Annotated in this window: 21 protein-coding genes; 8 read left to right on the forward strand and 13 right to left on the reverse strand. The window is 70.2% G+C overall.

Annotated elements, in window-relative coordinates; all coding sequences use genetic code 11:
• The first annotated feature begins 26 nt into the window (after window positions 1-26).
• Both ABH920_RS21280 and ABH920_RS21285 read left to right on the forward strand, forming a co-directional pair.
• Window positions 27-1,430, forward strand: a complete 1,404-nt coding sequence (locus ABH920_RS21280) for an ABC transporter permease (protein WP_370350802.1) — start codon at window positions 27-29, stop codon at window positions 1,428-1,430.
• Window position 1,431: 1 nt separating this feature from the next.
• Complete coding sequence (locus tag ABH920_RS21285; RefSeq protein WP_370350803.1) at window positions 1,432-2,145, forward strand: ABC transporter ATP-binding protein; 714 nt, start codon at window positions 1,432-1,434, stop codon at window positions 2,143-2,145.
• Here ABH920_RS21285 and ABH920_RS21290 read toward each other — a convergent pair.
• On the reverse strand, window positions 2,135-3,562 hold the full coding sequence (locus ABH920_RS21290) for a S41 family peptidase (protein ID WP_370350804.1): 1,428 nt from the start codon (window positions 3,560-3,562) through the stop codon (window positions 2,135-2,137). The two genes, ABH920_RS21285 and ABH920_RS21290, sit on opposite strands and share 11 nt — an antisense overlap.
• A gap of 233 nt (window positions 3,563-3,795) precedes the next feature.
• Between ABH920_RS21290 and ABH920_RS21295 the strand changes: the two genes are divergently transcribed.
• Together ABH920_RS21295 and mltG are read left to right on the forward strand one after the other, a co-directional pair.
• Window positions 3,796-4,317 carry a SigE family RNA polymerase sigma factor gene (locus tag ABH920_RS21295; RefSeq protein ID WP_370350805.1) on the forward strand — a complete coding sequence of 174 codons (522 nt, stop codon included), beginning with the start codon at window positions 3,796-3,798 and terminating at the stop codon, window positions 4,315-4,317.
• 14 nt (window positions 4,318-4,331) lie between these two features.
• Window positions 4,332-5,579: an endolytic transglycosylase MltG gene (gene mltG / locus ABH920_RS21300; RefSeq protein ID WP_370350806.1), complete on the forward strand. Its 1,248-nt coding sequence runs from the start codon at window positions 4,332-4,334 to the stop codon at window positions 5,577-5,579.
• Window positions 5,580-5,654: 75 nt separating this feature from the next.
• Here mltG and ABH920_RS21305 read toward each other — a convergent pair whose 3' ends face one another.
• Window positions 5,655-7,757 (reverse strand): hypothetical protein, encoded by a 2,103-nt coding sequence (locus ABH920_RS21305; protein ID WP_370350807.1) that lies wholly within the window; start codon window positions 7,755-7,757, stop codon window positions 5,655-5,657.
• 122 nt (window positions 7,758-7,879) lie between these two features.
• Window positions 7,880-8,248 carry a BlaI/MecI/CopY family transcriptional regulator gene (locus tag ABH920_RS21310; protein ID WP_370350808.1) on the reverse strand — a complete coding sequence of 123 codons (369 nt, stop codon included), beginning with the start codon at window positions 8,246-8,248 and terminating at the stop codon, window positions 7,880-7,882.
• A gap of 61 nt (window positions 8,249-8,309) precedes the next feature.
• Between ABH920_RS21310 and ABH920_RS21315 the strand changes: the two genes are divergently transcribed.
• Window positions 8,310-9,734, forward strand: a complete 1,425-nt coding sequence (locus ABH920_RS21315) for a recombinase family protein (RefSeq protein ID WP_370350809.1) — start codon at window positions 8,310-8,312, stop codon at window positions 9,732-9,734.
• Here ABH920_RS21315 and ABH920_RS21320 read toward each other — a convergent pair.
• The 3 genes from ABH920_RS21320 to ABH920_RS21330 all read right to left on the reverse strand — a co-directional run bounded on the left by ABH920_RS21320 (window position 9,727) and on the right by ABH920_RS21330 (window position 15,235).
• Complete coding sequence (locus tag ABH920_RS21320; protein WP_370350810.1) at window positions 9,727-12,093, reverse strand: putative Ig domain-containing protein; 2,367 nt, start codon at window positions 12,091-12,093, stop codon at window positions 9,727-9,729. The two genes, ABH920_RS21315 and ABH920_RS21320, sit on opposite strands and share 8 nt — an antisense overlap.
• A gap of 263 nt (window positions 12,094-12,356) precedes the next feature.
• Window positions 12,357-14,006, reverse strand: coding sequence for a multicopper oxidase family protein (locus ABH920_RS21325; protein ID WP_370350811.1), 1,650 nt, complete (start codon window positions 14,004-14,006; stop codon window positions 12,357-12,359).
• 179 nt (window positions 14,007-14,185) lie between these two features.
• Entirely contained in the window at window positions 14,186-15,235 is a 1,050-nt protein-coding gene (locus tag ABH920_RS21330; RefSeq protein WP_370350812.1) for an Lrp/AsnC family transcriptional regulator, read from the reverse strand.
• A 131-nt stretch (window positions 15,236-15,366) separates the two neighbouring features.
• Here ABH920_RS21330 and ABH920_RS21335 point away from each other — a divergent pair, with 131 nt between their 5' ends.
• The gene (locus tag ABH920_RS21335; RefSeq protein ID WP_370350813.1) at window positions 15,367-16,398 is read left to right on the forward strand and encodes an NADP-dependent oxidoreductase; all 1,032 of its coding nucleotides are present in this window, start codon (window positions 15,367-15,369) and stop codon (window positions 16,396-16,398) included.
• A 139-nt stretch (window positions 16,399-16,537) separates the two neighbouring features.
• Here the strand turns inward: ABH920_RS21335 and crcB are convergent, their stop codons facing one another.
• The gene (gene crcB, locus ABH920_RS21340; RefSeq protein WP_370350814.1) at window positions 16,538-16,909 is read right to left on the reverse strand and encodes a fluoride efflux transporter CrcB; all 372 of its coding nucleotides are present in this window, start codon (window positions 16,907-16,909) and stop codon (window positions 16,538-16,540) included.
• Entirely contained in the window at window positions 16,909-17,478 is a 570-nt protein-coding gene (locus ABH920_RS21345) for a CrcB family protein (protein WP_370350815.1), read from the reverse strand. The genes crcB and ABH920_RS21345 overlap by 1 nt, the downstream gene beginning before the upstream one ends.
• A gap of 218 nt (window positions 17,479-17,696) precedes the next feature.
• Here ABH920_RS21345 and ABH920_RS21350 point away from each other — a divergent pair, with 218 nt between their 5' ends.
• The gene (locus tag ABH920_RS21350) at window positions 17,697-18,224 is read left to right on the forward strand and encodes a MarR family winged helix-turn-helix transcriptional regulator (protein ID WP_370350816.1); all 528 of its coding nucleotides are present in this window, start codon (window positions 17,697-17,699) and stop codon (window positions 18,222-18,224) included.
• Here ABH920_RS21350 and ABH920_RS21355 read toward each other — a convergent pair.
• From ABH920_RS21355 to ABH920_RS21370, 4 genes are all read right to left on the reverse strand, one after another.
• Window positions 18,202-18,615, reverse strand: a complete 414-nt coding sequence (locus ABH920_RS21355; protein ID WP_370350817.1) for a hypothetical protein — start codon at window positions 18,613-18,615, stop codon at window positions 18,202-18,204. The two genes, ABH920_RS21350 and ABH920_RS21355, sit on opposite strands and share 23 nt — an antisense overlap.
• A 25-nt stretch (window positions 18,616-18,640) precedes the next feature.
• A complete protein-coding gene (locus tag ABH920_RS21360; protein WP_370350818.1) occupies window positions 18,641-19,696 on the reverse strand; it encodes an MBL fold metallo-hydrolase in 1,056 nt (351 codons plus the stop codon).
• Window positions 19,697-19,830: 134 nt separating this feature from the next.
• Window positions 19,831-20,055 (reverse strand): hypothetical protein, encoded by a 225-nt coding sequence (locus ABH920_RS21365; protein ID WP_370350819.1) that lies wholly within the window; start codon window positions 20,053-20,055, stop codon window positions 19,831-19,833.
• 68 nt (window positions 20,056-20,123) lie between these two features.
• A complete protein-coding gene (locus ABH920_RS21370; RefSeq protein WP_370350820.1) occupies window positions 20,124-22,853 on the reverse strand; it encodes a LuxR C-terminal-related transcriptional regulator in 2,730 nt (909 codons plus the stop codon).
• 141 nt (window positions 22,854-22,994) lie between these two features.
• Here ABH920_RS21370 and ABH920_RS21375 point away from each other — a divergent pair, with 141 nt between their 5' ends.
• Window positions 22,995-23,675, forward strand: coding sequence for an SDR family NAD(P)-dependent oxidoreductase (locus ABH920_RS21375; protein WP_370350821.1), 681 nt, complete (start codon window positions 22,995-22,997; stop codon window positions 23,673-23,675).
• A gap of 91 nt (window positions 23,676-23,766) precedes the next feature.
• Here ABH920_RS21375 and ABH920_RS21380 read toward each other — a convergent pair whose 3' ends face one another.
• Complete coding sequence (locus ABH920_RS21380) at window positions 23,767-24,837, reverse strand: MBL fold metallo-hydrolase (RefSeq protein WP_370350822.1); 1,071 nt, start codon at window positions 24,835-24,837, stop codon at window positions 23,767-23,769.
• Window positions 24,838-24,869 lie beyond the last annotated feature (32 nt).

A 24,869-nucleotide genomic window follows, 5' to 3' on the forward strand; every position in this document is an offset into this window, starting at 1 on the left:
GACTCCGCGGCCATCTGGTCAAGACTATGATGCTGACCGGACTGTTCTTCGTCGTCTGTACTCTCGTGCTGTCCGGATTCCTCATCCAATCCGCCGCCGCGCGCGCCGCAGACGGTGCGAAGAAGTCCGTGGGCGCGGTGGTCACGATGCAGCTGGATCTGAATGCGCTCATGAACTCCGGAAAAGGCGGTTCGGCCTCGAACGGCCAGACCCCCGGCGTCATCGGTCCCAATGGCGACCTGCACATCGACCTCGTGGACAGGATCTGCAAGTCCCAGGTCGTGGTGCAGTGCAACTACACCACCGAGAGCGGTGCCGCTCCGGGCTCGGACAGCAAGCTCTACCGGCCGGTTCCGGCGTCCGCCGGCACCGGTGGCACCGGCACCGGCGGCCTCAACAGCGGCGGTGTGGACTTCTTCAAGGCCGACGGGGTGCGCGATCTCAGCGTCGTGGACGACTTCCGCAACGGCGACTCCAAGCTCGTCGCCGGCACCGGCATCGGTCCGAACTCGCCCGCCGACAGCGTCGTCATCGAGAAGCGGCTGGCCGACGCGGACCACCTGAAGGTCGGCGACAAGGTCCACTTCAAGATCGGCGAGATCGACCCGGCCCTGGACCACAGCAAGGAGTTCGCGTTCACCGTCGCCGGCATCTACACCAGCGACAAGGTCTCCGCCACCGGCCAGAACGCGCCGGCCATGCTGGACCCCGGCAATCAGCTCTACGTCACCGCCGCCGGGGCCTCGACCCTGCTGGGCAAGGGCACTGACAGCGGCGGCGGCGTGGTGAGTCAGGCCACGTTCACGCTGTCCGACCCGGCCGACCTCGGGCGGCTCAAGGCCGACGCCACCGCGGCCGGGGCGGATCTGACGATCTTCCCGCTGTCGGTCAACGACAAGCAGTACCAGACTCTGGTCGGGCCGATCACCAAGACCGCGGGCTTCGCCACGGTCACCGTGTGGCTGGTGTCGGTCGGCGGCACCGTCATCCTCGGCCTGATCGTCGCCTTCTCGCTGCGGGAGCGGCGCAAGGAGATGGGCGTCCTGCTGTCGCTGGGCGAGAACAAGCCGCGGCTGCTGGGCCAGCACCTGGTCGAGGTCTTCGCCTGCGCGCTGCTGGCGATCGGCGGCGCGACCGCGGTCAGCGGCGTGCTGTCCCGTGCGGTCGGCAACCACATGCTGGCCGGCGAGGTGTCCTCGGCGGTGAACGCGCCGAAGGATCAGACCCCTGACTACAGCGGCGTCAACGGCATCCCCTCGCACGACACCCCGGCCGTGGCCCCGATCAGCAAGCTCGACGTCCGGATCGGCTCGGCCGACATCGCGCGGATCGGCGCGGCCGGCCTGGGCATCGCCGCCGCCGCCACGCTCATCCCCGGCATCGCCGTGCTGCGCCTCAACCCCCGCGAAATCCTCACGAAGGGCGACTGACATGACCTCGACGGCTCCGTCGACCACCGACGGCACGGCTTCGACGACTCCGGTGCTGCAACTGGCCGGCGTCTCCCACTCCTACACCTCCGGCGGCCGCAAGCGCCCGATCCTGCGGAACGTGAGCAAGTCCTTCGAGTCCGGGCGGATGTACGCGGTCGTCGGACCCTCGGGCAGCGGCAAGACGACGCTGCTGTCGCTGGCCAGCGGCCTGGACTCGCCGACGTCCGGGACGGTTCGGTTCCGGGGCGGCGACGTGGCCGAGCTGGGTCTGGGACGTTACCGCAACCGGCATGTCGCGACCGTGTTCCAGAGTTTCAACCTGCTGAATTACATGACGGCCGTGCAGAACGTGGTCTCCGCCATGGAGATCACCGGCGCGCGCGGCGGACGCAAGAAACAACGCGCGGCGCAGCTCCTGACCCGGCTCGGGGTCGAGGAGGCCGACCAGCATCGCAGGACGCTGCAACTGTCGGGAGGGCAGCAGCAGCGCGTGGCGATCGCGCGGGCTCTGGCGTGCGAGGTCGACGTGCTGTTCGCCGACGAGCCGACCGGGAGCCTGGACCAGGAGACCGCGGCCGAGATCGTCGCCGTGTTCCAGCGGTTGGCGCACGAGGAGGGCAAGTGCGTCATCGTCGTGACGCACTCGCGCGAAGTGGCCGCGGCGGCCGACGAGGTGCTGCGGCTTCGGTCCGGGGCTCTGGTCAGGGGGTGAGGCGCGCGCAGCGCAGGACGTGCAGGGCGGTGGCGAAGGCCGTGTCCTTCCCGGCGGCGAGCTCGGCCGGCGGGAACACCGGGATCCGGATCTGCGGCGGGATGCCGGTGATGTCGAAGGTGCCGCCGTTGGGCGCGGTCGGGTACTCCTCGTTGGGGAGCTCGAACTCCCAGCCGTTCGGCAACACGCGGTTCAGCGTGTCGGAGAACGAGCCCTGAGTGTTCTCGCCGATGCGGACCGGCGCGGGGGAGCGGTGCATCAGCGCCTGCGCGAACGTCTCCCCCGCGCTGACCGTGGAACCGCCGGCCAGGAGCGCGATGGGGCCGCGGTAGATCGGCTTGGACGAGGGCGTGACGCGGATCGGCTCGGGGGTGCTGAAGGCGGCGGGGTCGGCCGGGTCGTCGCGGTGCTTCTTCCAGTAGGCGGTGTAGGGCTTGGCGGTCAGGCGCGCGACGACGTCCAGGGCCAGGACGTCGGAGCCGCCGCCGTTGACGCGGTCGTCGATGATGAGGCCGCGCAGGGCGTTCGGGCCCTGGGTGCGCTGCGGGGTGAAGATCGCGTCCAGGGCTTTGGTGAGCTCGGCCTCGTCGGAGGCGAAGCCGGCGCTGTCGTCGGGGCTGGTGTAGCCGGCGAAGGAGGACAGGCGGAGGTAGCCGATGCCGTTCGGCAGGTCGGCGTAGGCGATGTGGCCTCGGCCCCACTCTTGGAGCGGGGTGGCGGGGCCGAGGTCGTGGGTCTGGATGAAGGCCTTGATGGTGGTGTCGTAGGCGCGGCTCGGGCCGATCGTGCCGGGGCGTGTGGGGGAGACGGTGGTGGTGCCGTCGCTGAGCGCGGTGTGGGCGTCGTTGAGCGGGGCGAAGGCCTCGGTGAGCAGACGGAAGAGATCGGCGTCGGTGGTGGTCGGCGTGATCTGGGCGCGGAGCCGGTTTCCGGTGGCTTCCCAGTCGATGCCGCGGGCGGCGAAGAAGGGGTAGTTCTCCTCAAAGGTCTGCCAGAAGATGTCGAACACGGTGCGCGGGTCGGTGGGGGTCGGCTGGGTGCAGCGGGTGGGGAGGGCCGCCAGGCGGGTGAGGTGGCGGGTGCCGGCTGATTGCTGGATCGTCATCGATATGGCGCGGGCACGCTGCCCGGGGTGGAGCGTGAACAGCGTCGTGTCGACGGCGAAGGTGGTGTCGCCGTGGGGCCCGGGCGCGCCGGTGGCGGTGGCGGTGAATTCGGGGAGGCAGCTGATGGCGGTGGTTTCGTAGGACGTCAGGGTGCTGCCTTTGACGTCGAGGACGAGGCCGTAGCCGGCCATCTGCCAGACGCCGTCGAGGGATGTGGCGCCGCTCTTTGCTTCGGCGCCGGCTGCGGTTCCGGCCGCGATCAGGGCTGCGGCGGCGGTGATGGCAGCGATGCGTGCGCTGGTTCGGTTCATGGCGTCAGCCTGCTGCGACGGGGCGGGGCGGGGCATCGGCCATCGGTTCTCGGTATGGCTCATCCCTCGGGATGAACAACAGCGACGAAGGTAGGCTTGCGGCCCTCGCGCGCCACCCCTGAGCAAAAACCTTGCGGCGCCTCTCAACTTCCGTGCGGTCCGGAGGCTCTACCCAGTGTGCGCGCCGAGACCACCGGCGCGCGGGCGAGGAAAGGAGAGCGGGGTGCCGCCGAATGGCGCTCACCGAGCATGAGGAGCAGGCGTTCTGGCAGTTCGTGGCCAGCCGCAGGCAGCAGCTGGTGCGGACCGCGTATCTGCTCGCCGGCGACCACGGGCATGCCGAGGACTTCGTTCAGGACGCGTTGATCCGGGTCCATCGCAACTGGCGCCGCATCGAGCGGGTCGACCAGCCCGAGGCCTACGTCCGCAGGATCATCGTCAATCTGGCGAACTCCTGGTGGCGGCGGGCGCTGCGGCACCGGACGCACGTCGAGTGGCAGCCGCCGGACCGCCCCGACGAGTACGACGGCCACGCCGCCGTGGACCGGGAGGACGAGCTGTGGCGCGCGCTGGCCACGCTGCCGCCGGGCATGCGCGCCGTGATCGTCCTGCGCTACTACGAGGAACTCACCGAGGCCGAGACCGCCGCGCTGCTGGGCCGGTCGATCGGCACCGTCAAGAGCCAGGCCTCCCGCGGGCTGGTCCGGATGCGCGAAGCGCTGTCCGAGGCCCGCGCCGAGGTCGCGACCCGATGAGACAGGAGTCATCCATGACGGACCAGGAGCCCGGAGGGCTCGGCGGGTTCGGGGAAGAGGTCTCCCGCATGCTTCACGCGCGGGCGCTGCGGTACCCGGACCACACCGACCCGGTGGGCCTCACCAGGAAGCACCTGAAGGCGGCCGGGCACCGCCGGCGCGCCATGGTCGGCGCCACCACCACGCTGGCGGTGACCGGCGGGGCGGTGTTCGGCATCGTCGCGGCGTACCCGTCCGGCGGCGGCACCGGCGCCGGCAGCGTGGCGCCGGCCCCCGACTACGCGGCGGTGTCCGCGTGTCCGGAGAACACGAAGGTGCCGGTGGACGTCCCGCGCGGCGCGACCGGCACGCAGATCGCCAAGGCGCTGGTCCAGGCCGGCGTGGTCAAGAGCACGCAGGCGTACCTCGAGGCGGCGAACCAGAACCGGGCCTCCAGCGGCATCACCCCAGGGACTTACGCGCTCTGCCGGGAGATCTCCGGCACCAGTGCGGTGTCGGAGCTGTTGAAGAAGTCGAACGTGTCGGACGCCTCGCAGATCATCGTGACGCCGCACGAGTGGGGCAAGGACGTCATCGCGAGCCTGATCGACAAGCGCAAGTGGAAGCAGGCCGATTTCGACACGGCGATCGCCGACAACACGATCGGCCTGCCGGCGTGGTCGGTGAACTCGACGAACCACCAGTTCACGATAGAGGGGATGCTGGAACCGGGGACATACTGGATCACCGCGTCCGACTCGCCGCGGAGCATCCTGACGCAGATGGTGGCGAACCGGATGGCGTTCCTGAAGACCGTCGACTTCGAGGCCAAGGCCGCGACGCTGACCTGCGGCAGTGACAACGGCGGCGGCAGCACCACGTGCACGCCGGAGCAGGTGCTGACGGTCGCCTCGATCGCCGGGAGCCAGGTCACCGACCCGACCGACGGCGCCCGGGTCGCCGAGGGCGTCTACGCGCACCTGAAGTCCAACGACTACCTGGGCATCGACTCCACCGCGCTGTTCGAGATCGGACACCTTCCCGCCGGCAAGCCCCCGACCGCGGCCCAGGTCCGGGATCCGAGCAACCCGTACTCGACCTACGCGCCGCACCACGGCCTGCCGCCGACGCCGATCGACGTCACGTCGGACGACATGATCAAGGCCGTGTTGGCGCCGACGCACGAAGGCGACTACTACTGGTGCGTCACCAGCACCGAAACGAGCTTCTTCACCAGGGGCGAGCAGAAGTCTTTCAACAACTGGTGCAGCACTCACCACTGACCGGAACAGCAAGCGCGGCGGCGTGCCAGGGACTGTCTGGCACGCCGCCGCGGTCTTGGGGGTGACGCCGCCGCGTCAGCGCACGTTCAGCGCGGTGTCGTCGAGCACGAACGAGGTCTGGAGCTCGTAGTCCTCGCTGCCGGTGAACTTCAGCGTGACACTCTGGCCGATGTAGGTGGCCAGGCTGAAGGAGTGCTGGGTGTAGCCGTTGCCGGCGTTGAGGTTGCTGTACGTCGCCAGGGTGCCCAGGACCGTGCCGGAGGCGTTGAGCACCTGGACCTTCAACGTGTCGTACGCCTTGGTGGTGCTGGTCTCGGCGGTGTCGACGTGCAGCCAGAACGAGAAGTTCGCGCTGGTGCACGACGCCGGGATCGTCACCGTCTGGGCCAGGGTGTCGGTGTGGGTGGTGCCGTAGCCGTCGAGCCAGGCGTCGTAGCTGCCGGAGTGGGCCGGCTCGGACGTGGTGTCGCTGTTGATGACGCTGGCGGGGGTGACCCACGGCGAGGCGCTGCCGGTCTCGAAGCCGGGGTTGCCCAGGAGCTGCGCCGCGGCGCAGCCGCCACCGCCGGAGGAGCTGACGGTCCAGGTGAAGGACGTCGAACCCGACGCGGTGCCCGAGGAAGCGGTGACCGTCACAGTGGAGGTGCCGACCGCGCTTGGGGTGCCGGTGATCGCGCCGGAGGAGCTGATCGCCAGGCCCGCCGGGAGTCCGGTGGCCGAGTACGTCAGCGACTTGCCCGCCGAGTCCGAACCCGAGATCTGCAGGGTGCTGATAGCGGTCCCGGCCGTCGAGGTCTGGGTGCCGGGGTCGGTGACCGAGACGGTTTCGGTGCCGCTGCTGCCGGTCTGCAGGCCGGCGATGCCGTTCGGCGTACCGATGCCCGTCGGGCCGTCGTAGCCGGCTCCCGCGGTGCACAGGTAGGACGGCGTGCAGCTGCCGTCGTCGCCCGAGGTGACGTCGTAGAAGTTGGCCGTGTGCTGGTAGATGTCCTGCGCCGGGGTGGCGCCGGCGTTGCCGGCGAGCGCGAACATCGCGGCCACCATCGGCGAGGACGCGGAGGTACCACCGACTTCCTGCCAGCCGCTGTTGCCGTTACTGGTGTCGTAGACGGCGACACCGGTGGCCGGGTCCGCATCCGCCGCGACGTCGTTGTCGATGCGGTTGGAGCAGCCGGACGGCAGGCTCAGCGCGGCCTGCCACGAGGGCTTCGCCTCATAGGCTGAGCAGCCCGATCCGGTGCCTTCAGAGCCCGGGGTGGTGTTCCACACCGACTCGGTCCAGCCCCGCGAGTTCGAAGCGGTGGTCAGGTTCGTGCCACCGACCGACACCACGTTCGGCGAGGTCGCCGGGTACGAAGCCCCGTAGTCCGAGTCACCCGCGGACACCGTCGTCACGATGCCCGAAGCGTGCGTGAAGTACGTGCTGTCTTCCGAGGTCTCCGAGGAGGACTCGGTGCCGCCCCACGAGTTCGATATGTAGCCGGCCACGTTCGCCGCCGCGGCCTGCGCGACGTAGAGACCGTCGCTGGAGTCGTCGTTCGCCTCGACGAGCACGATCTTGCACAGCGGGCAGATCGCGGACGCCATGTCCAGGTCCAGCGACTCCTCGACGGTCCAGTCGTCGCCCGACGGCGGCGCCGCGGGCAGCGGCGAGGTCTGGCCGTTCTGGTTCACCTTGGTGAAGTTCGCGGCGGGCAGGCCGGCGGCCGAGCGGTACGCGGCCAGGTCGGACGCCGCGTTCGCGTCGTCGTACGCGTCGACGATCGCGATGGTCCGGCCCGCGCCGTTCGAGGCCGAGGCGGAGGTGAGGTTGTACGCCGACTGGAGCTGCGAGGGACCGTAGCCGACACCGGACGGGATCGCGTTCGGGGAGGCCGAGGCCGTGGTGGGGTGGATCCCGTTGCGCTTCAAGGCGAAACACGACTGGTGGCCGACCACGATGACGGCCGGGCAGGCGTGCGTGGAGCCCTGGTTCTCCGCCGATGCGGCGGGCTGCGCGGCGTGCGCGGAACCGGCGGCCTCCGCGGCGATCAGGTTCGGGTGTGCGGACGCGGCGGTGGGGGTCGCGGCCGTGGTGGGACTCGTGGTCCCGGACGCCGCGCCGACCGACAGCGCGCCGCTGATGGCGACCGCTGTCGCCAGGCACGCGATCGCGCGCAGGCGTGAACTGATTCTCACTGAGGTGGCTTCCCTCTCGATGTGGGGAGGTGGCAGGAGTGCTGCCGTCAGGGAAGTTAGCCGTGCGAACTAAGTCGGTCAACGGACGCTGATGTAAACACACGGAGAAGAATGATCGTCAGTCACTCAGGGAGCTGACGGAACTCCAGCGCCGTGCGCAGCGCCTCTGCCTCTTCCTGCGAGAGCTGCTCCAGGAAGTGCACGAACGACACCGTCTGGTTGTCGCTGGTGGCCAGCGCGTCGCACATCAGGCGCGCGGTATAGGACTCGCGGGAGGCCGCGGCCTCGTAGGCGTACGCCCGGCCCCGGCGCTGGCGGCTGAGCCAGCCCTTGCGGCGCAGTTTCTCCATGACGGTCAGGACCGTCGTGTAGGCGAGATCCCGGTCCGTGTTCAGGTCGGCGAGGACGTCGCGGACCAGGACCGGACGGTTGTGCCGCCACACGCGATCCATCACTTGGGCTTCCAGTTCCCCGAACTGCCGCAGAGCCACGAGCAAAGCCTAATCGAATCCGCCCTTCAACATCTACTAATTGGAGTAGTAGCGTTACTTCATGGCTGTGCTGGGCGAAGCAGGTGTCGTAGGAGCGCTCTACTGTTGCGTTCCCAGACGTGGCGACGAGGATCAGACGCCGGTCGACGTGCAGGAACGGCAGGGGCGCACCCATGCCGCGGCGATCGGGGTCACGGTGCCGGCGCACCTGGTGTTCGCCGATCAGCGCCGTTCTGTGTGGAATTCGGGCAGTGCGCGGCCCGCGTGGACCAGGCTGCTTACGGCCGTGCGTAGTGGACGCGTGCCGGCGGTCGTGGTGGTCAAACCGGCGATGCTGGTCCGCCATCGCGCGGCCGACGCGGTCGAGTTGTTGATCGCCGCGCAGGAGCACGGGGTGGACCTGTACTCGATGGGCGACTCGCTGGATCTCGCGGATCCGCGCGGCCGGGAGGACGCTCTGTCCCAGGCCCGGCAGCACGCCGGCAAGGCCGCCTCGCTGTCGAAGACCGTGCAGAAGCTGCGTCGTCAGACCGCTGATGACGGCCTGCCGCACGGCGGCGGCCGCCGGGCCTACGGCTACGCCCCCGGCATGCGGTCGCTGATCCCGGAGGAAGCGGAGACGGTCCGGGAGATGTACGCGCGCTACCTGGCCGGGGACAGCCTGCGCGCCATCGCCGGGGATCTGAACGCGCGCGGCATCCCGACGGTGACCGGCGCCAAGTGGACCACCGGCGGCGTCAGTCGGATCCTGGTCGCCCCGCGCTATGCCGGGCTCCGGGTGTTCCAAGGCGGCGTGGAGTCCATCGACGGCCTGCGACAGGCCGTGTGGGAGCCCTGTATCGGGGTCGAGGACTGGCAGCGGGCCCAGACCGAGCGGGCGGCCCGCGCCGCCGTGGCCGATCGCCGGCCGCGCGCGGACTACCTGCTGACCGGTCTGGTGGTGTGCGAGCGGTGCCGGGACCACATGGTGGGCTCCATCGTCGGCGACTACCGGATGTACGCGTGTCCTTCGAAGAACAAGCCGCAGCCCGACCGGTGCAACCGGCACATCGGCGCCAAGTCGCTGGAGGACTACGTCCAGCAGGCCGCCGTCGAGGCGTTGCAGAACAGCAGCAGCACCCTGGCGCCGTCGGACCTGCCGGTCACGGTGCGCCGCGGCCCGGTCGGCGCGCCCGGCCGCACGAACCAGTTCCGGGTCGGGCACGGCCGGGTGGAGACGCAGAGTGCGAACGTCCTGGACGGCGTCGTCACCGGCCCCGAGGCGCCCGGCGCCTGGTCCCGGCTGCCCGAGCAGCGGCGCCGCGCCGTTCTGCGGTTCCTGTTCGCGTCCGTCGAGATAGGGGACAAGACCACGAGCCGCAGTGTCTTCGACACCAGCCGGATCAAGATCCTGCCGGGGCTGTCGCTCGATGAACACGCCGTGGGTGGCGGGCCGGTGTCCGGTCCGCCACCCACGGCTCAGGAGAGCGTCACGAGGGTCAGTTGACGTTCAGGGCGTTGTCGTCGACCACGAAGGACGTCTGCAGGGAGGAGTCCTCGGTGCCGGTGAACTTCAGGGTGATGGTCTGGCCGATGTAGCTGGCCAGGCTGAAGGAGTGCTGGGTGTAGCCGCTGTTGTGGTTGAGGTTGCTGTAGGTGGCCAGGGTGCCGAGCACGGTGCCGGAGGCGTTGAGCACCTGGACCTTGAGGGTGTCGTAGGCCGTGGTGGTGGTCGTCTCGCTGGTGTCGATGTGCAGCCAGAAGGAGAAGTTCGCCGTCTTGCAGGTGGAGGCGATGCTGACCTTCTGCGACAGGGTGTCGGTGTGGGTGGTGCCGTAGCCGTCCAGCCAGGCGTCCCAGTTGCCGGAGTGGGCCGGCTCGTCGATCGTGTCGCTGTTGATGACGCCGGCGGTGGCGGACCACGGGGCCGCGCTGCCGGTCTCGAAGCCGGGGTTGCCGAGCAGCTGGGCCGCGGTGCAGCCGCCGCCGGAGGAGTTGACGGTCCAGGAGAACGTCGTCGAGCCCGAGGCGGTGCCCGAAGACGCTGTCACGGTCACATTGGAGGTGCCGGTGCCGGTCGGGGTGCCGGTGATGGCGCCGGAGCTGCTGATCGACAGGCCGGCCGGGAGTCCGGTGGCGGAGTAGGTCAGCGACTTGCCGGCGGAGTCGGTGGCCTTGATCTGCAGGGTGCTGATGGCAGTGCCCTGCGTCGAGGTCTGGCTGCCGGGGTTGGTGACGCTGACCGTCTCGGTGGACTGCGAGTTGACCGTCCACGTGAACGAGGCGCTGCCGGAGGCGGTGCCCGAGGACGCCGTCACCGTCACGGTCGAGCTGCCGGTGCCGGTCGGGGTGCCGGTGATGGCGCCGGAGCTGCTGATCGACAGGCCGGCCGGGAGTCCGGTGGCCGAGTAGGTCAGCGACTTGCCGGCGGAGTCGGTCGCGGAGATCTGCAGGGTGCTGATCGCAGTGCCCTGTGTCGAGGTCTGGGTGCCGGGGTTGGTGACCGAGACGGTCTCGGTGCCGCCGCCACCGGTTTGCAGGCCGGCGATGCCGTTGGGGGTGCCGATGCCGGTGGGGCCGTCGTAGCCGGTTTCGGCGGTGCACAGGTAGGCCGGGGTGCAGCTGCCGTCGTTGCCGGAGGTGACGTCGTAGAAGTTGCTGGTGTGCTGGTAGATGTCCTGCGCCGGGGTGGCGCCGGCGTTGCCGGCGAGCGCGAACATCGCGGCGACCATGGGGGAGGAGGCCGAGGTGCCGCCGACTTCGTTCCAGCCGGTGTTGCCGTTGGAGGTGTCGTAGACGGCGACGCCGGTGGCCGGGTCGGCGTCGGCGGCGACGTCGTTGTCGATGCGGTTGGAGCAGCCGGACGGCAGGCTCAGTGCGGCCTGCCAGGAGGGCTTCGCCTCATAGGCTGAGCAGCCCGATCCGGTGCCTTCCGAGCCGGTGGAGGTGTTCCAGACCGACTCGGTCCAGCCGCGGCTGTTGGACGACGTGGTCAGGTTCGTGCCACCCACCGACACCACGTTCGGCGAGGTCGCCGGGTAGCTGACGCCGTAGTCGGAGTCACCGGCGGAGACCGTGGTTACGATGCCGGAGGCGTGGGTGAAGTAGCTCGAGTCCTGCGAGGACTCGGTGGAGGACTCGGAGCCGCCCCAGGAGTTGGAGATGTAGCCGGCCAGGCTCGCGGCGGTGTTCTGCGCGACGTACAGGCCGTCGCTGGAGTCGTCGTTGGCTTCGACCAGCACGATCTTGCACAGCGGGCAGATCGCCGAGGCCATGTCCAGGTCCAGGGACTCCTCAAGGGTCCAGTCGTCGCCGGCCGGCGGGGCCGAGGGCAGCGGCGAGGTCTGGCCGTTCTGGTTCACCTTGGAGAAGGTGCCCGCGGGCAGACCCGCGGCCGAACGGTACGCGGCCAGGTCGGACGCGGCGTTGGCGTCGTCATAGGCGTCGACCAACGCGATCGTGCGGCCCGAACCGTTCGAGGCCGAAGTCGACGTCAGGTTGTACGCCGACTGCAACTGCGACGGCCCATATCCGACGCCGGACGGGATGGCGTTCGGCGAGACCGCGTTCGACGAGACGCCGACCCCGTTCCGCTTCAGAGCGAAGCAGGACTGGTGGCCGACCACGATCACCGCCGGGCAGGCGTGGGCCGAACCCTGGTTCGCGGCCGTGACGGCCGGCTGCGAGGCGTGCGCGGACCCGGCCGCCTCGGCCGCGATCATCGCGGCGTTCGCGGAGGCGACGGTCGCCGAGGACTGCGCCGTCGACGCGGTGGCGCCGGTCGCGGAGCCGACGGCGAGAGCGCCGCCCATGGCGACGGCGGTGGCGAGGCACGCGAAAGCGCGCAGGCGTGAGCTGATTCTCACTGGGGTGGTTCCCCTCTCGATGCGTGGGGGAGTGCGTGAACCTGGGCGGCCGCAAAGCTCTGATCTACGCGGTACTACCGTGGGTAGTGATGACCGAACGGTCGGTCGTGAGGCCTCGACTAGGGAAGCTAGCGCCGTGGAGTGGGGAGGTCAACGGCGATTCGGACATACGGTCGAGAAGTCCTGTGCGGGATTTCACCGCTGCATCGGTTTTGTACGGAGCGACCCGTATATCAGACTCCATACAGGCCGCTCCGACGGCTTCACGAAACCACGTTGATGTAGCTCATCATCCCGTTGTCCTCGTGCGCGGCGATGTGGCAGTGGAACATCCAGCGGCCGGGGAAGTCGTTGAACGGCACGCGGATGACCACCTTGCCGGGCACGCCGTTCACCGCGTGCGGCACCGGGACCGTGTCCTGCATGTGCGTGTACGGCTGCGCGACGCCGTTGATCGACATCACCTGGAACGGCGAGACGTGCAGATGGAAGGGGTGGTCCTCGCCGGCCTCGTTGAGGATGGTCCACTCCTCGACGGTGCCCAGCTTGGCCGGGGTGGCGAACACCGACTGGTTCATGTCGAACTGCTTGCCGTTGATGTAGAACGACAGGCCGTCGGCGCTCTCCGACAGGTCGACCGTGCGCTGCTGGGCGATCGGGGCCGCGGCCAGGTCGGCCGGCGCGGTGCGGACCGCGCCGCTGAACTCCGGGAGCCGGGTGAGGCCGGCGCCCTGCACGGACACCTTGACCAGCTCGGTGTCCGGGTACTGATCGCCCTGCGGGCCGTTGCTGTAGGCGGTGGTGCGCAGCCAGGTCTGACCGGCGTTGGCGTTCGCCGTCACCAGCACGTCGTAGCGTTTGCCCGGCGGCAGCAGCAGGGTGTCGGCGGTGCGGGTCCGCGCGACCGGGACGCCGTCCTCGCCGACCACGGTGAAGTGGTAGCCGTCCAGCTGGAGCTGGTAGAAGATGTCCGCCCCGGCGTTGGCCAGGCGCCACAGCTGGGTCTGGTTCGGGCGCAGCGTCAGCGTGGGCCGCAGCTGGCCGTTGACCAGGCGGACGGTCGGGGCGTTGGAGTCGATCGAGGTGGTGGCGGTGTTCTGCACGATGTGGCCGCCGGAGTCGATCTGCGCGTCCTTGAAGACGAACGTGTGCGCCTCCACGCCGTGGTAGGCCGCGGGCAGCAGGGTGCGGTCGTCGCCGACGACCATCGCCCCGGACAGGCCGGCGAAGATCTGGTTCTCGACGTCGCCGGGCATGAAGGGCGCCGGTGTCGGGGTTCCGGTCGTGGTCGGCGTGCTGGTCGTGCCGGACGTGCCGGACGTGCTGCTCGTGCTGCTGGTCTCCGTCATGCCGGGCATGTTCGCCATGCCGGCCATCGAGGTGTCGACGTCGTCCATCGCGGCCGGGCTGCCGGGCGCGGGGCAGGTCGTCCCCATCGCGTGGCTGTGGTACCAGTACGTGCCCTGAGGATGGTCGGCGGGGATCGCCAGCTGGTAGGTGAGCGTGGTGCCCGGGGCGGCGCACAGGAACGCGTCGTCGGAGTGGTCCTCGGGGGAGACGTGCATCCCGTGGAAGTGCAGGTTGGTGGCCACCTTCAGGTCGTTCACCAGGTGGATCGTGAGCTGTGCGCCGGGGTTGAACCGCAGCGTCGGCGCCACGAACCCGCCGTCGTAGGACTCGCCCCACACCTTCTTGCCGGCGAGGCTGAAGTGGGTGTCGGCGGCGTCCAGCGTGATGGTCAGGTCGTGGTTCGCGCCGGCGTCGATGTCGGCGTTCGCCGGATCCTTGAACGGCGCGCCGACCGTCATCCCCTGCTCCTGCTGGGCGGTCGACGGCGGGCCGGAGGAGGACCCCGGGGCCGCGGTCAGCGCGACCGCGCCGCCGGTGGCGGTGAGCAGCGCGGCGACGGTCATGAGAACAGAGGCGCGGCTTGCTAAGAAAGTGCGCAGCACGGATATCACCCATCAACCGGTGTATCGACAGGGGCAAGGCAGAATGCCTCGCCGGCACGGCGGATCGCCGTACTACTAGGCGACACAGTAGCTAGGGTAACCAGTGGTGGGAAGGGGGATTCCCCTGCCGGAGACCCCTATCAGACCCCTACTCGTTTCAGGGTCCGCAACACCGGCGCGCTCTGGATCTCGCGGATGCCGGGCAACGCGCCGACGCGGTCGGTCAGGAACTGGTAGAAGGCGGTGCCGGTGGTCGTCACGACGGACGCCAGCACGTCGGTGGGACCCGTCGTGGCGCCGGCGAAAGCCACCTCGGGGAATTGGGCCAGTGCGTTACCGACCGTTGAGATCCGGGCCGGTTCTACGGACAGCCATAGTAGAGCACTGAATCCGAAGCCGAGTGCCCAGTTGTCGACGTCGAGGTCGAGATACAGCGTCCCGTCGGCCAGCAGCGCGGCCAGACGGCGGCGGACGCTGGACTCGTCCAGGCCGGTCGCGGCGGCCAGGCCGGTGAAGGGCGCGCGGCCGTCGCGGGCCAGCTCGGCGACGAGGACACGGTCGGCGGGGTCGAGGACGGTCGGTTCGAGGACGGTCGCTTTGAAGACGGTCGGCTCGGCGGGGCCGGGTTCGGGCCTTGATTCAGGCCCGTGCTCTGATTCAGGTACGGACCCTGATTCAGGTCCGGATCTGTGTAGCGCGGCGGAAGTCAGCGCGGCGATCTGCTCGTCGCTCAGCGCGGTCGCCACCGGCTGCCAGCCGTCCTCGTTGCCGGTGAAGGTGTGCACCACGCAGTAGGCGCTGATCGCGATGATCGGCTTGGTGGCCGGAAGCCGTTCGAGCAGCAGGGCGTCCCGGTCGTCGTCGGGAGTCAGGATGCTGCACAGCACCTCGGTCCCGCCGGAGGCGATGCGAACCCAGGAGGTGTCGGCGCGTTTGGCGAGGGCTTTGGCGATCGCGGTCGACGAACCCGGCGCGCACTGGAGCCGGAGCACCCAGGTGGTCAGGCCGAGGCGGTCGGCGGACAGGCCGGCGACGACCCTGACCGTGCCGTCTCGGCGGAGCGCCCGATAACGGCGGGCGATCGTCTGGTCGGAGACCCCGAGGACCGCGGCGATGCGGCTGAAGGACGCCCGGCCGTCGAGGCAGAGGGCGTGCACGAGCTGGCGGTCGAGGAGATCCACAAGATCCATTCTATGTCGAGAACCGGCACAGAGGATGGATCGGTATCGGTTTCCGGTGGGATCGCTCGCCTGAATGGTGCATCGCGATTCGGCCGGTTCAAGGTGGATCCGCAAATCCGTACCGCTTCAGGGAGATTCACATGGGCGTTCTGCCCGCCACCAGTCACGAAGTCCGCCTCGTCGCGCGTCCGCACGGGCTGCCGACCGCCGAGAACTTCGCCGTCGTCGAGGTTCCGGTGCCGGTTCCGGCCGAGAACGAGGTTCTGGTCCGGAACCACGCGTTCCGCGTCTCCGCCTCGGTCCGCATGATGATCAGCGAAGGCGCCGAGGCCGTCGAGGGTGTTCCGTTCCCGGCGTTGGGGCCGGGCGACACGGTGGCCGAGCAGGCTGTGGGGGAGGTCGTCGCCGCACCTGGCGACAGCGGCCTGGAACCGGGCGATCTCGTCTCGCATCACCTGGGATACCGGGAGTATGCGGCGGTGCCGCTGGCCGGACTTACCCGCCTGCCGGAGCGTCCGGACGATCCGATCGTGCATCTCGGGCACGGCTGGACCGCGTACGCCGCGCTGACTCGTGGCGTCCCGATCCAGCCGGGCGACACGGTGTTCGTCTCCGGCGCCTCCGGAGCCATCGGCTCGATGGCCGGGCAGATCGCCCGGCTGCTCGGCGCGGGGCGCGTCGTCGGCAGCGCCGGGTCGCAGGCCAAGGCCGATCTGCTGACCGGCGGCCTGGGCTACGACGCCGTCGTGCTTCGCGGCGCCGGGCCGATCGCCGAGCAGCTGCGGCGGGCCGCGCCCGACGGCGTCGACGTGGTCCTGGACAGCGTCGGCGGCGAGCAGCTCGCGGCCTCGATCGCGGTGGCGAATCAGGGTGCTCGGGTGCTCGTGATCGGCGCGCTGTCCGGCCAGCTGGCGACGACCGGCGCGGGTCGGACCGCGCCGGTTGAGCTGGACTCCTTCCAGCTGCTGCTGAAGAAGATCTCGTTGCGTGGCTACAGCGCCGACGACGACCCCGAGGCGCTGCCGGAGTGGAACCGGGCGTTCGCCGACTGGCTCGGGGCCGGGGCGATCGCGTTCCCGCACGAGCGGATCAAGGGCCTGGCGAACGCGCCGCAGGCGATCCTCGACACCATCGGCGGACGGTATCTCGGGACGGTTGTCGTCGAGGTCTGATCCGGCGGCCTGAACGCGGCAGGCCAGTGAGCCGACTTTGAGGTTCGCCAGCGCAATTACGGCAGTGTGCTCTCGCCCGACCTGCGCGTTGGCGCAGAACTCGACTCACGGGGTGTCGGCGAATCTCGAAGTCGGCTCACTAGACGATCAGCGCGAGCCCGAGTCCGAGCGCCGCCGCAGCCGTCCCGGCGAGCAGGCTGACGGCGACGTTCGTGCCGGCCTCGGCGATGGAGCCGTCCTCGACCAGGCGCATGGTCTCGTAGGAGAACGTCGAGAAGGTCGTGTAGGCGCCGCAGAATCCCGTGCCGAGCATCGCGAGCATGCCTTTCGGCATGCCGTGGTGCACGGCGAGGCCGGTCAGCAGGCCGAGCAGGAACGCACCGGTGAGGTTGATGGCCATGGTGCCGAGCGGGAGTCGGGAGGTGCGGCGGCCGGCGATGGTCCGGTCCAGCAGGAAGCGGGCCGGGGCACCGATCGCGGAGGCCGCCGAGACGGCGAGCAGGGTGAGCATCAGGACTGCTCCGTCGACAGGGCCAGCACCGACGCGGGCGCGGGGTGTTCGAGGTGTCTGCGGCGCTTGCCCCGCCAGGCGGCGATGCCGCGGCCCAGGCTCAGCCCCAGGCTGGTCGCCGCGATCCCGGCGGCCAGGCTCAGGAACACGTTCGCGGCGGCGGTGCCGTAGGCCCCGGCGGCCAGCAGGCGGTCGGTGTCGACCATCCACGTGGAGAACGTGGTGTAGGCACCGAGGAAGCCGACGCAGAAGAAGGGGCGTACGTAGGCGTTCGGCGGCCAGACGTCGAGGATGAACACCATCAGCAGCGCCAGCACGAACGATCCGGTGATGTTGATCGCGAAGGTGGTCGCCGGGAAGGTGTGCGGCGCGGTCGGGAAGGCCAGGCCGAGGCCGTAGCGTGCGGGACCGCCGAGGGCTCCGCCGGCGGCGATGGCGGCCACGACGCGGCGCGGGGTGCGGGGTCGGGGCGCTTGCGGCTGGGGGTTCGATTCCGCCGGGTCGGATTCGACCAGGTCCGGATCGGTGGGAAGGTCGTCGGCCGGTGTGAGGTCGGCGTCGCGGGTCACGTCACAAGCTCCTACTCGTCCCAAGATGACGGCAGCACGCGTCATCGCGTTGGAGTAGGGACCGTTGGCCAGGCACTGGCGGTTGTACGGCGGGCCCCACCGCCGGTGATACCGCGCCATGGTAGCGGGACTGTCCGCGATCCGCTAAACGCCGGCCGGGTTACCGATATACTTGCTCGCGCAAGCAGTGTGGCGCAACCTCACGGAGGCCGGGTCTGATGGCAGCGAGCGACAAGGTGCAGCGAGCGCGGAGTGCTCAGAGCGACCCGGTGCAGCCCCCCGCCGCCGAACTCGGCCCGATGGTCTCCGGACTGCTGGAGGAGACCGCGCTGTGGCAGGCATTCCTCGGCACGCACCGCCGCCTGGTCGACCGCCTCGCCGACCAGATGCAGACGGACCACGGCCTGCCGCTGGAGTGGTTCGACGTGCTCATCCACCTCGCCGACGAGCCCGGCGCGCGCCTGCGCCAGCGCGAGCTGCGCGACCGGATGCTGCTCAGCGAGAGCGGCGTGAGCCGGATGCTGGCGCGGATGGCGTCAGCGGGCCTGGTGGAGCGCCGGCCCGCCGACGACGACCGCCGCGGCGTCGAGATCGCCCTCACCGACGCCGGCGCCCAGGCGCTCGCCGCGGCCCTGGAGTCGCACCGCGCGCTGGTCGCGACGTCGTTCACCGACCGGCTGACCGCCACCGATCGCCTCGCGCTGGAACACATTCTGGGCAGGCTCACCGAGCCGGCCGAGGGCTGATGACGAGGCCCGCGGTGGTGAACGCCAGGCCGCCGGCCCAGGCGAGCGGGCCCTGGAGCCCCGGCCACAGCGGCATGTAGTGCGGCACGAGCACGAAGAGGATGAAGCTGACGTCGGTGACGAACGCGATGCCGAGCACCAGCCAGAACGCCGGCTGCCACGCGCGGACGACGGCCAGCACCGCGAACGCCGCGATCAGGCCGGCGGCGAAGTAGAGCGTCCACGCGTCCTGATACAGCCGGGCCTGGACCATCGAGTGGTGTTGGGCCCGGCCGAGGCGTGCGACGGCGTTGCCGGCCTGGACATGGAGAATCGCCCAGAGTAGGTAGAAGGCGTACCCGGCAGTGCTGAGAATTCGGGCGGGCGTTCGTTCGGATATCCGAGCAGGCATGAGCTGCCGCCTCCCTGGTGAAGAGTCAGCGGATGCCGAACGGGCCCAGGACGTCGCCGTCGATGCGCAGCGATTCGAGCATCGTGTAGGCGTTGTCGACCGTGTAGACGTCGGCCGCGCCGAGCACGCCGGTGTACTTGGCGGCCACCGGTGCGGCGGCTGCCTCGGCGACTGCGGACAGGTAGGTCTTGAAGATCGCCCAGGCGTTGCCGGTCGGGCCGTACTTGGCGAAGAACTCGGTCGGGTCGAGTGATGCGATCGCCGCTTGCGTGCTGCTTTTCAGGTCGCTGACATAGGCCAGCTGCGTCTCGGCGTCCGCACGGCTGCCGAGCCGTCCCAGGTGTCCGCCGACCAGGGTCTGCCAGGGGTAGTCCAGGGCTGTCTGGTGCGCGGTGATCCAGCCGGGGACGTCCTGGGAGAAGCCGAGGTTGCCGAAGGGGACCCAGCCCGGGAACAGGACGTCGACGACCATCAGCGTGTCGTGCGCGGGGACGTGGATGAAGATGTTGCCCGGCGCGTGGTTCGGCCCGTGGTACTCCAGCAGCAAGTGTTCCCCGCCGACTTCGACCTCGTGGCGGCGGGTGAACGTCACCGTCGGCGCTGGCCGCCGCGGATCGGCGTCGCGGGCCAGCGCGTGAGCGGTGTCGACGTGCGCGATGCGGACTGTGTCGGGGCCGCCGAGCAGCGCGGCGGCACCTATGTGGTCGGCGTGTGAGTGCGAGTAGATGACGTGCGTGACCTTGGCGGACCGGCCGTTGGCGCGAGTGACGTCGTCGATCGCCCGCAGCAGGTTGTGCCCGATCGTCGGCGGCGCGTCCACGACCACCACGCCGCGCGCCGTCGACAGGAACATCGCTTGGTAGTAGCCATCCGTGACCCAGTACAGGTCCCCGGATATCCGGCCGACGTAGTAGCCGTTGGCATTCAGCGCAGGCCCGAATGCCTCAGCGGGCACCGGCGCGAAGTCCGGCAGGCCGGGAGCGGGAGGCGCGGCGTCTGCGTCTGCGTGCGCTGTGCCGGGGGTGACGGCACCGAGCAGCCCGGATGCGGTCGGCACGGTCAGGGCGGCGGCGGTGGTCATCAGGAACCTGCGACGGTCGGTTGCTTGCGTCGGCAATGAGTTCATGGCGGTTTGGTCGCTTCCATCGAGGGCTGTCAGTGGCTGGCCGCATCAATGTAGCTCTAGGTGCTTGCGCAAGCAAGCTTCTGCCGCGACTACCGTCCCGCCGCCTCCGGCCGGGTGACCTCGAGAAGGTCCAGCCCGAGCCGCTCCATCTGCGCCAGCACCCCGTACAGCGCCGAGAGGTCGAGCAGTCCGGTGAGCACCGTCTGCGCGCCCGGGTCCCGGCACTCGGCGACCAGCGTGGGGAACGCGGACAGGACGGTCTCGCCGAGGTGGCCGCCGACGCGGATCGAGTACAGGGCCGGTTCTGCGTTCATGCCTGCACGGTCCCGCCGGGTCCGGTGACTTGCCATCACCTGGACCCGGTGATCCGTACCCGACACGGCTACCGTGTCGGCCCGGTTCCCAGCAGGTGCAGCTCCCGGGCGCGCTGCACGGCCGAGGAGCGGTCCGTGGCCTGGAGCTTCGCGTAGATCCGGCGCACGTGCGTCGAGACGGTGTTCACCGACACCGACAGCTCGCCGGCGATCTCCGGACGCGACAGGTTCGTCGGCAGGTACCGCAGCACCCGCAGCTCGGTCGCGCTCAGCTCCGGGGCCGGCCCCGCCCACGGGTTCACCGTCGCCGAGGCCGGAACCGCGCCGTGGATCACGTCCAGCACCTCGGTGAGCCACGGGCCGTACGCCGAACGTAGCCGTGGCACGGACTCCAGCAAGGCGCCGGCGTCGGCCATCACGAACGGCAGGATCAAACGCTCGGGCTCCGACGCCGCCAGCGCACGGTCGACAGACTCCCACGCCCGATCCCGCGCCCCGACCGCATCGTGCGCGAGCCCCGCCAGCACATGCGCCTCGACCACCGTCGAGGCATGCGTCGTGTGGATCGTCCCGTCGACGACCGCCGACGTCGCCGCCAGCGCCGCGCCCGGATCGCCGGAGACGAGCGCGATCACGGCCCGCGCGTTCGACACCTGAGCGGAGCCCGCCAGCGCGTCGTCCAGCGTGGCCAGCAGCGCCCGGGCCTCGGCGACCGCGCCGAGACGGGCCCGCGTCGCGGCCAGCCAGCCGACGACGAAGCCGCCCAGCACATGCGGATGCGACATCCCCGCCCGCATCTCGTACCCGGCCGTGAACTCCGCCTCGGCCTCGGCCATCCGGCCGCGCGCCAGATGCAGCAAGCCCCAGCTGAAGCGATGCAACACCCCGATGTCGGGCCCGGCGTCGGTGCGCAGCGCCTCGTCGGCCTGGGTCAGCGTCGCCTCGCAGCGGTCGAACTCGCCGTTGAAGACCTGCGTGCACGCCTGCGCGACCAACGCCGGCGCCAGGATCGGCGCGGTGTCCCAGCCGTGCTGCGCGGCCAGCGCCAGCGCCTGCTCGCTGATCCGGCGCGCGTCGGTGAAACTGTGCAATTTGGTGGCGAACCCCAGCTGCGCCAGCGCGGCCACCTCCAGGTACGGACGCCCGATGAACCGCGCCAGCTCCACGGCCTCGGCCAGGTGCTTGGCCCCGTCGGAGAGCCCGAGGGACCAGGCCTCGACCATGCCCAGGTTCATCAACGCCACCACCCGCAGATCCGCGCCGAGCGCGATGTCCTCGGCGGAGGTGGAGAATGAGCCAGGACCGGAACCCGTGGGCGGCGCGGTGAGCAGTGCGGCGTGCCGCATCACCTCGGCCACGTCGCCACGCCGCCGCGCCAGCTCCAGACTCAGCGCACTGACCGTCGCGTCGGCGCGCGCCGGCCGCTCCGGCGGCGAGTCGGTGATGCACGTCGTGGTGGCCGCCAGGTGTGCGGCGGCCTCGTCGAGCCGGCCGCGCCACAGGTCGAGCATCGCCCGCACGGCGCTCAGCTCCGGCAGGTCGGCCGTCGAGGGGGACGGGAAGGCGTCCAGCAGCGACTGCATGGTCTCCTGCTGGCCGTCCAGCATCAGGCCGAAGGAGTGGTTGCCGAACAGCTTTGCCGCCGCGTCCCAGTCGCCGGCCGCCTGTGTGTGCCGGACGGCCTCGACGACCATCCCGGCCTCCGTGAACCAGGCGGCGGCCCGCCGGTGCAGCCCGCGCACCTCGTCGGGATGGACGCGGCGCAGCTCCAGCTGCAGCAGGTCGGCGAACAGGTGGTGGTACCGGAACCAGGTGCGCTCGGCGTCCAGCGACACCACGAACGCGTTCGCGTCCTCCAGCCCCAGCAGGATCCGCTCCGAGCCCGGCCGGCCGGTGAGCACGTCGGCCAGGTCGCCGCTGATCCGGGTCAGGATCGAGGTGCGCAGCAGCATGTCCTGGACGTCCTGCGGCTGCCGGTCCAGCATCTCGGCGACCAGGTACTCGGCCACGGTGCGGTCGCTGCCGCCGAACTCGGTGACGAAGCGTTCCGGATCCGGGTGCCCCTGCAGCGACAGCACGGCCAGCCGGAGCCCGGCGGCCCAGCCCTCGGTGCGCTCGTGCAGCCGGGCCGTCGCGCCGTCGGACAGCACGATGCCGGAGGCCTTGAGCAGCGCGCGCGTCTCGTCCTCGGTGAAGCGCAGGTCGGCGGCGCGCAGCTCGGCCAGCCGGCCGTCCAGCCGCAGCCGGTGCAGCCGCAGCGGCAGGTCCCGGCGGGCGGCCAGGATCACGTGCGCGTTGTCCGGCAGCTGCGTGAGCATCCGGGTCAGCTGGGTCTGGGCCTCGGGGGATGTCAGCTCATGGACATCGTCGATCAGCAGGCTGACACGGTCCGGGCACGCGGCCAGCTCGTCCAGGATGCGGTCGACGATCGCCTCGCTGCTGAAGTCCGGTGCGGCTACCGCCGGCAATTCCTCTGTGTGGTCGCGGTCCTGCGCCAGGCCCCGGACGGCGTCCCACACCGCGAGCCAGAACAGCTGGCCGTCGAGCTCGTGCTGGACCTGGACGATCGCCGGCCGGTGGCTCTGCTCCTGGCGGTCGGACCAGGAGCGCAGCAGGGAGGACTTTCCGCTGCCGGCCGGTGCGGTAATGATCGTCACTGTGCGGCTCGCGGCCTGTTCCAGCGCCGCCAGCAGCCGCTGCCGGGCGATCAGGTGCGGATGCCCCGGCCCGGTCGGCATGTCACGGTAGGAGGAGTGCAGGGGAGCTGCTGGGATGACCGACACTCTCCACTCGACCATTACGCGCAACACCTGTCAACGCGCCACCTCGATCACCTGATCCGGATGACGCGCGATCACCTGACCGGTGGTCATCCTGAACGTCAGGACGAGGAATCGGCAGACGCCGCACGCGGCGTCGTGAGAGACAAGGTGATGGAGATGACCGAGCGTGTCGCGTTGGTCGTCGGCGCCGGCGGGCCCCTGGGCCGGTCGGTCGTGGACAAGCTGGTAGCGGCCGGGTACCGCGTGGCCGGGGCGGACCGGAACAAGGACGGCCTGGAGGCGCTGCCGCCGCAGGTGCTGCGCGTCCCGGGCGACGCCACCGACCCGGAGGACGCACGGCGTGTCGTGGAGACCGTGGTCTCCGAGCTGGGGACCCCGGCGGTGCTGGTGAACACGATCGGCGCCTACGGCCTGGGCGAGGCGCTGGCCGCGACGCCGGACCAGCTGCGGCTGATGATGGACGTGAACCTGGGGCCGGCGCTGTGGCTGACGCAGGCGGTGGTACCCCACATGCGGGACGCCGGCGGCGGGTCGATCGCGTTCGTGTCCTCGCGCTGGGGCGCCGAGGCGGAGGCGGGGGTGGCGGCGTACAGCCTGAGCAAGGCGGCGCTGAACCACCTGGTGGTGGTGCTGAACCACGAGCTGCGGGAGTCGGGGATCCGGGTGAACGCGGTGGCGCCGCAGCTGATCGACACGCCGCTGAACCGGTCGTTCCTGCCGGCGGACGTGATGGCGCACGCGACGGCGCCGGAGGCGATCGCCGATCAGCTGGTGCATCTGGTGACGGACGCCGGTGGGCCGGTGTCGGGGGCGGTTCTGCCTGCGTACGGGTTCTGATGTAGCTGGTGCTGGTGCTGGTGCTGGTGCTGTGCGGCCGGTCCGGGATCTCGATGAGGTCCCGGACCGGCCGCCTGGTTTCGCTATCAGGCTACGGATGCACCTGCGACCCGACCCCGAGGTCCAGCCGGATCGACTCCAGCAGCACGAAGGCGTGGCTCTGCGTGTAGACGTCCGCCGCGGCCAGCACGCCGGTGTACTTCTTGATGACCGGGTCGGAGGCGTACTTGGTCTGCGCCTCCTGGTAGGTCTTCACCGCGGCCCACGAGTTGTCGCCGTACTTGGCGAAGAACGGAGTGGGGTCGACCGCCGTCAGCGCGGCCTTCACTCCGGCTATGAGGTCGTTGACGTACTGCTGGTAGAGCATCATGTCGTCGCGGGTGCCCAGGCGTCCCATGTGGCCGCCGACGTAGTGCTGCCACGGAAACGCCAGTGCCTTGCCCGGCACTGCCAGCGAGCCGGGCACGTCCTCGTTCAGGTTGAAGCTGTCGAACGGCACCCAGCCGGGCAGGTTGATGTCGACCAGCATCAGGGTGTCGTGGTCGGGGAAGTGGATGTAGATGTTGTCGGGGGTGTGGTTGGTGCCCAGGTGCGCCAGCTCGATGCGCTCTCCGCCGATGTGCAGGGTGCGGCGCTCGGTGAACGTCTCGTCGGGGGCCGGCCGCGCCGGGTCGTTGTCGCGGAGCAGCAGGGTGCGGGTCTCGGCGTGTCCGATGCGGGTCACGTCCCGTCCGAACAACGACGAGGCACCGAGGTGGTCGGCGTGGTGGTGCGAGTAGACGATGTGCGTGACCTTGTTCGAGGTGCCGTTGGCGGCGGCCACCTCGTCGACGGCACGCTGGAGGTTGTGGCCGATCGTCGGCGGCGCGTCGAACAGGACCACGCCGTCCTTCGTGGTCAGGAACGCGGACATGTAGGTGCTGTCGGTGACCCAGTAGAGGTTCCGCTGGATGCGGCCGACGTGGTAGCCCTGCGCGTTGACGGCCGGGCCGAGTGCGGACGGCGGGATCGGGGCGTAATCGGGGAGGTCGGAGCCGGTATCCGCAGATGCGGGTCCGGCGAGGACGCCGCCTGCCACGCCGGCCAGGGCCGGGACCGCGGCGACGGTCGCCGAGCGGGTCAGGAACGAACGGCGGTTGGTGCGGGAGTCGAGCACTGACATGGTGCGCACTGCCTTTCGGCCGAAGGGGTTGA

The organism is Catenulispora sp. EB89, from assembly GCF_041261445.1.
In the GTDB taxonomy this organism is placed as follows: Bacteria; Actinomycetota; Actinomycetes; order Streptomycetales; family Catenulisporaceae; genus Catenulispora.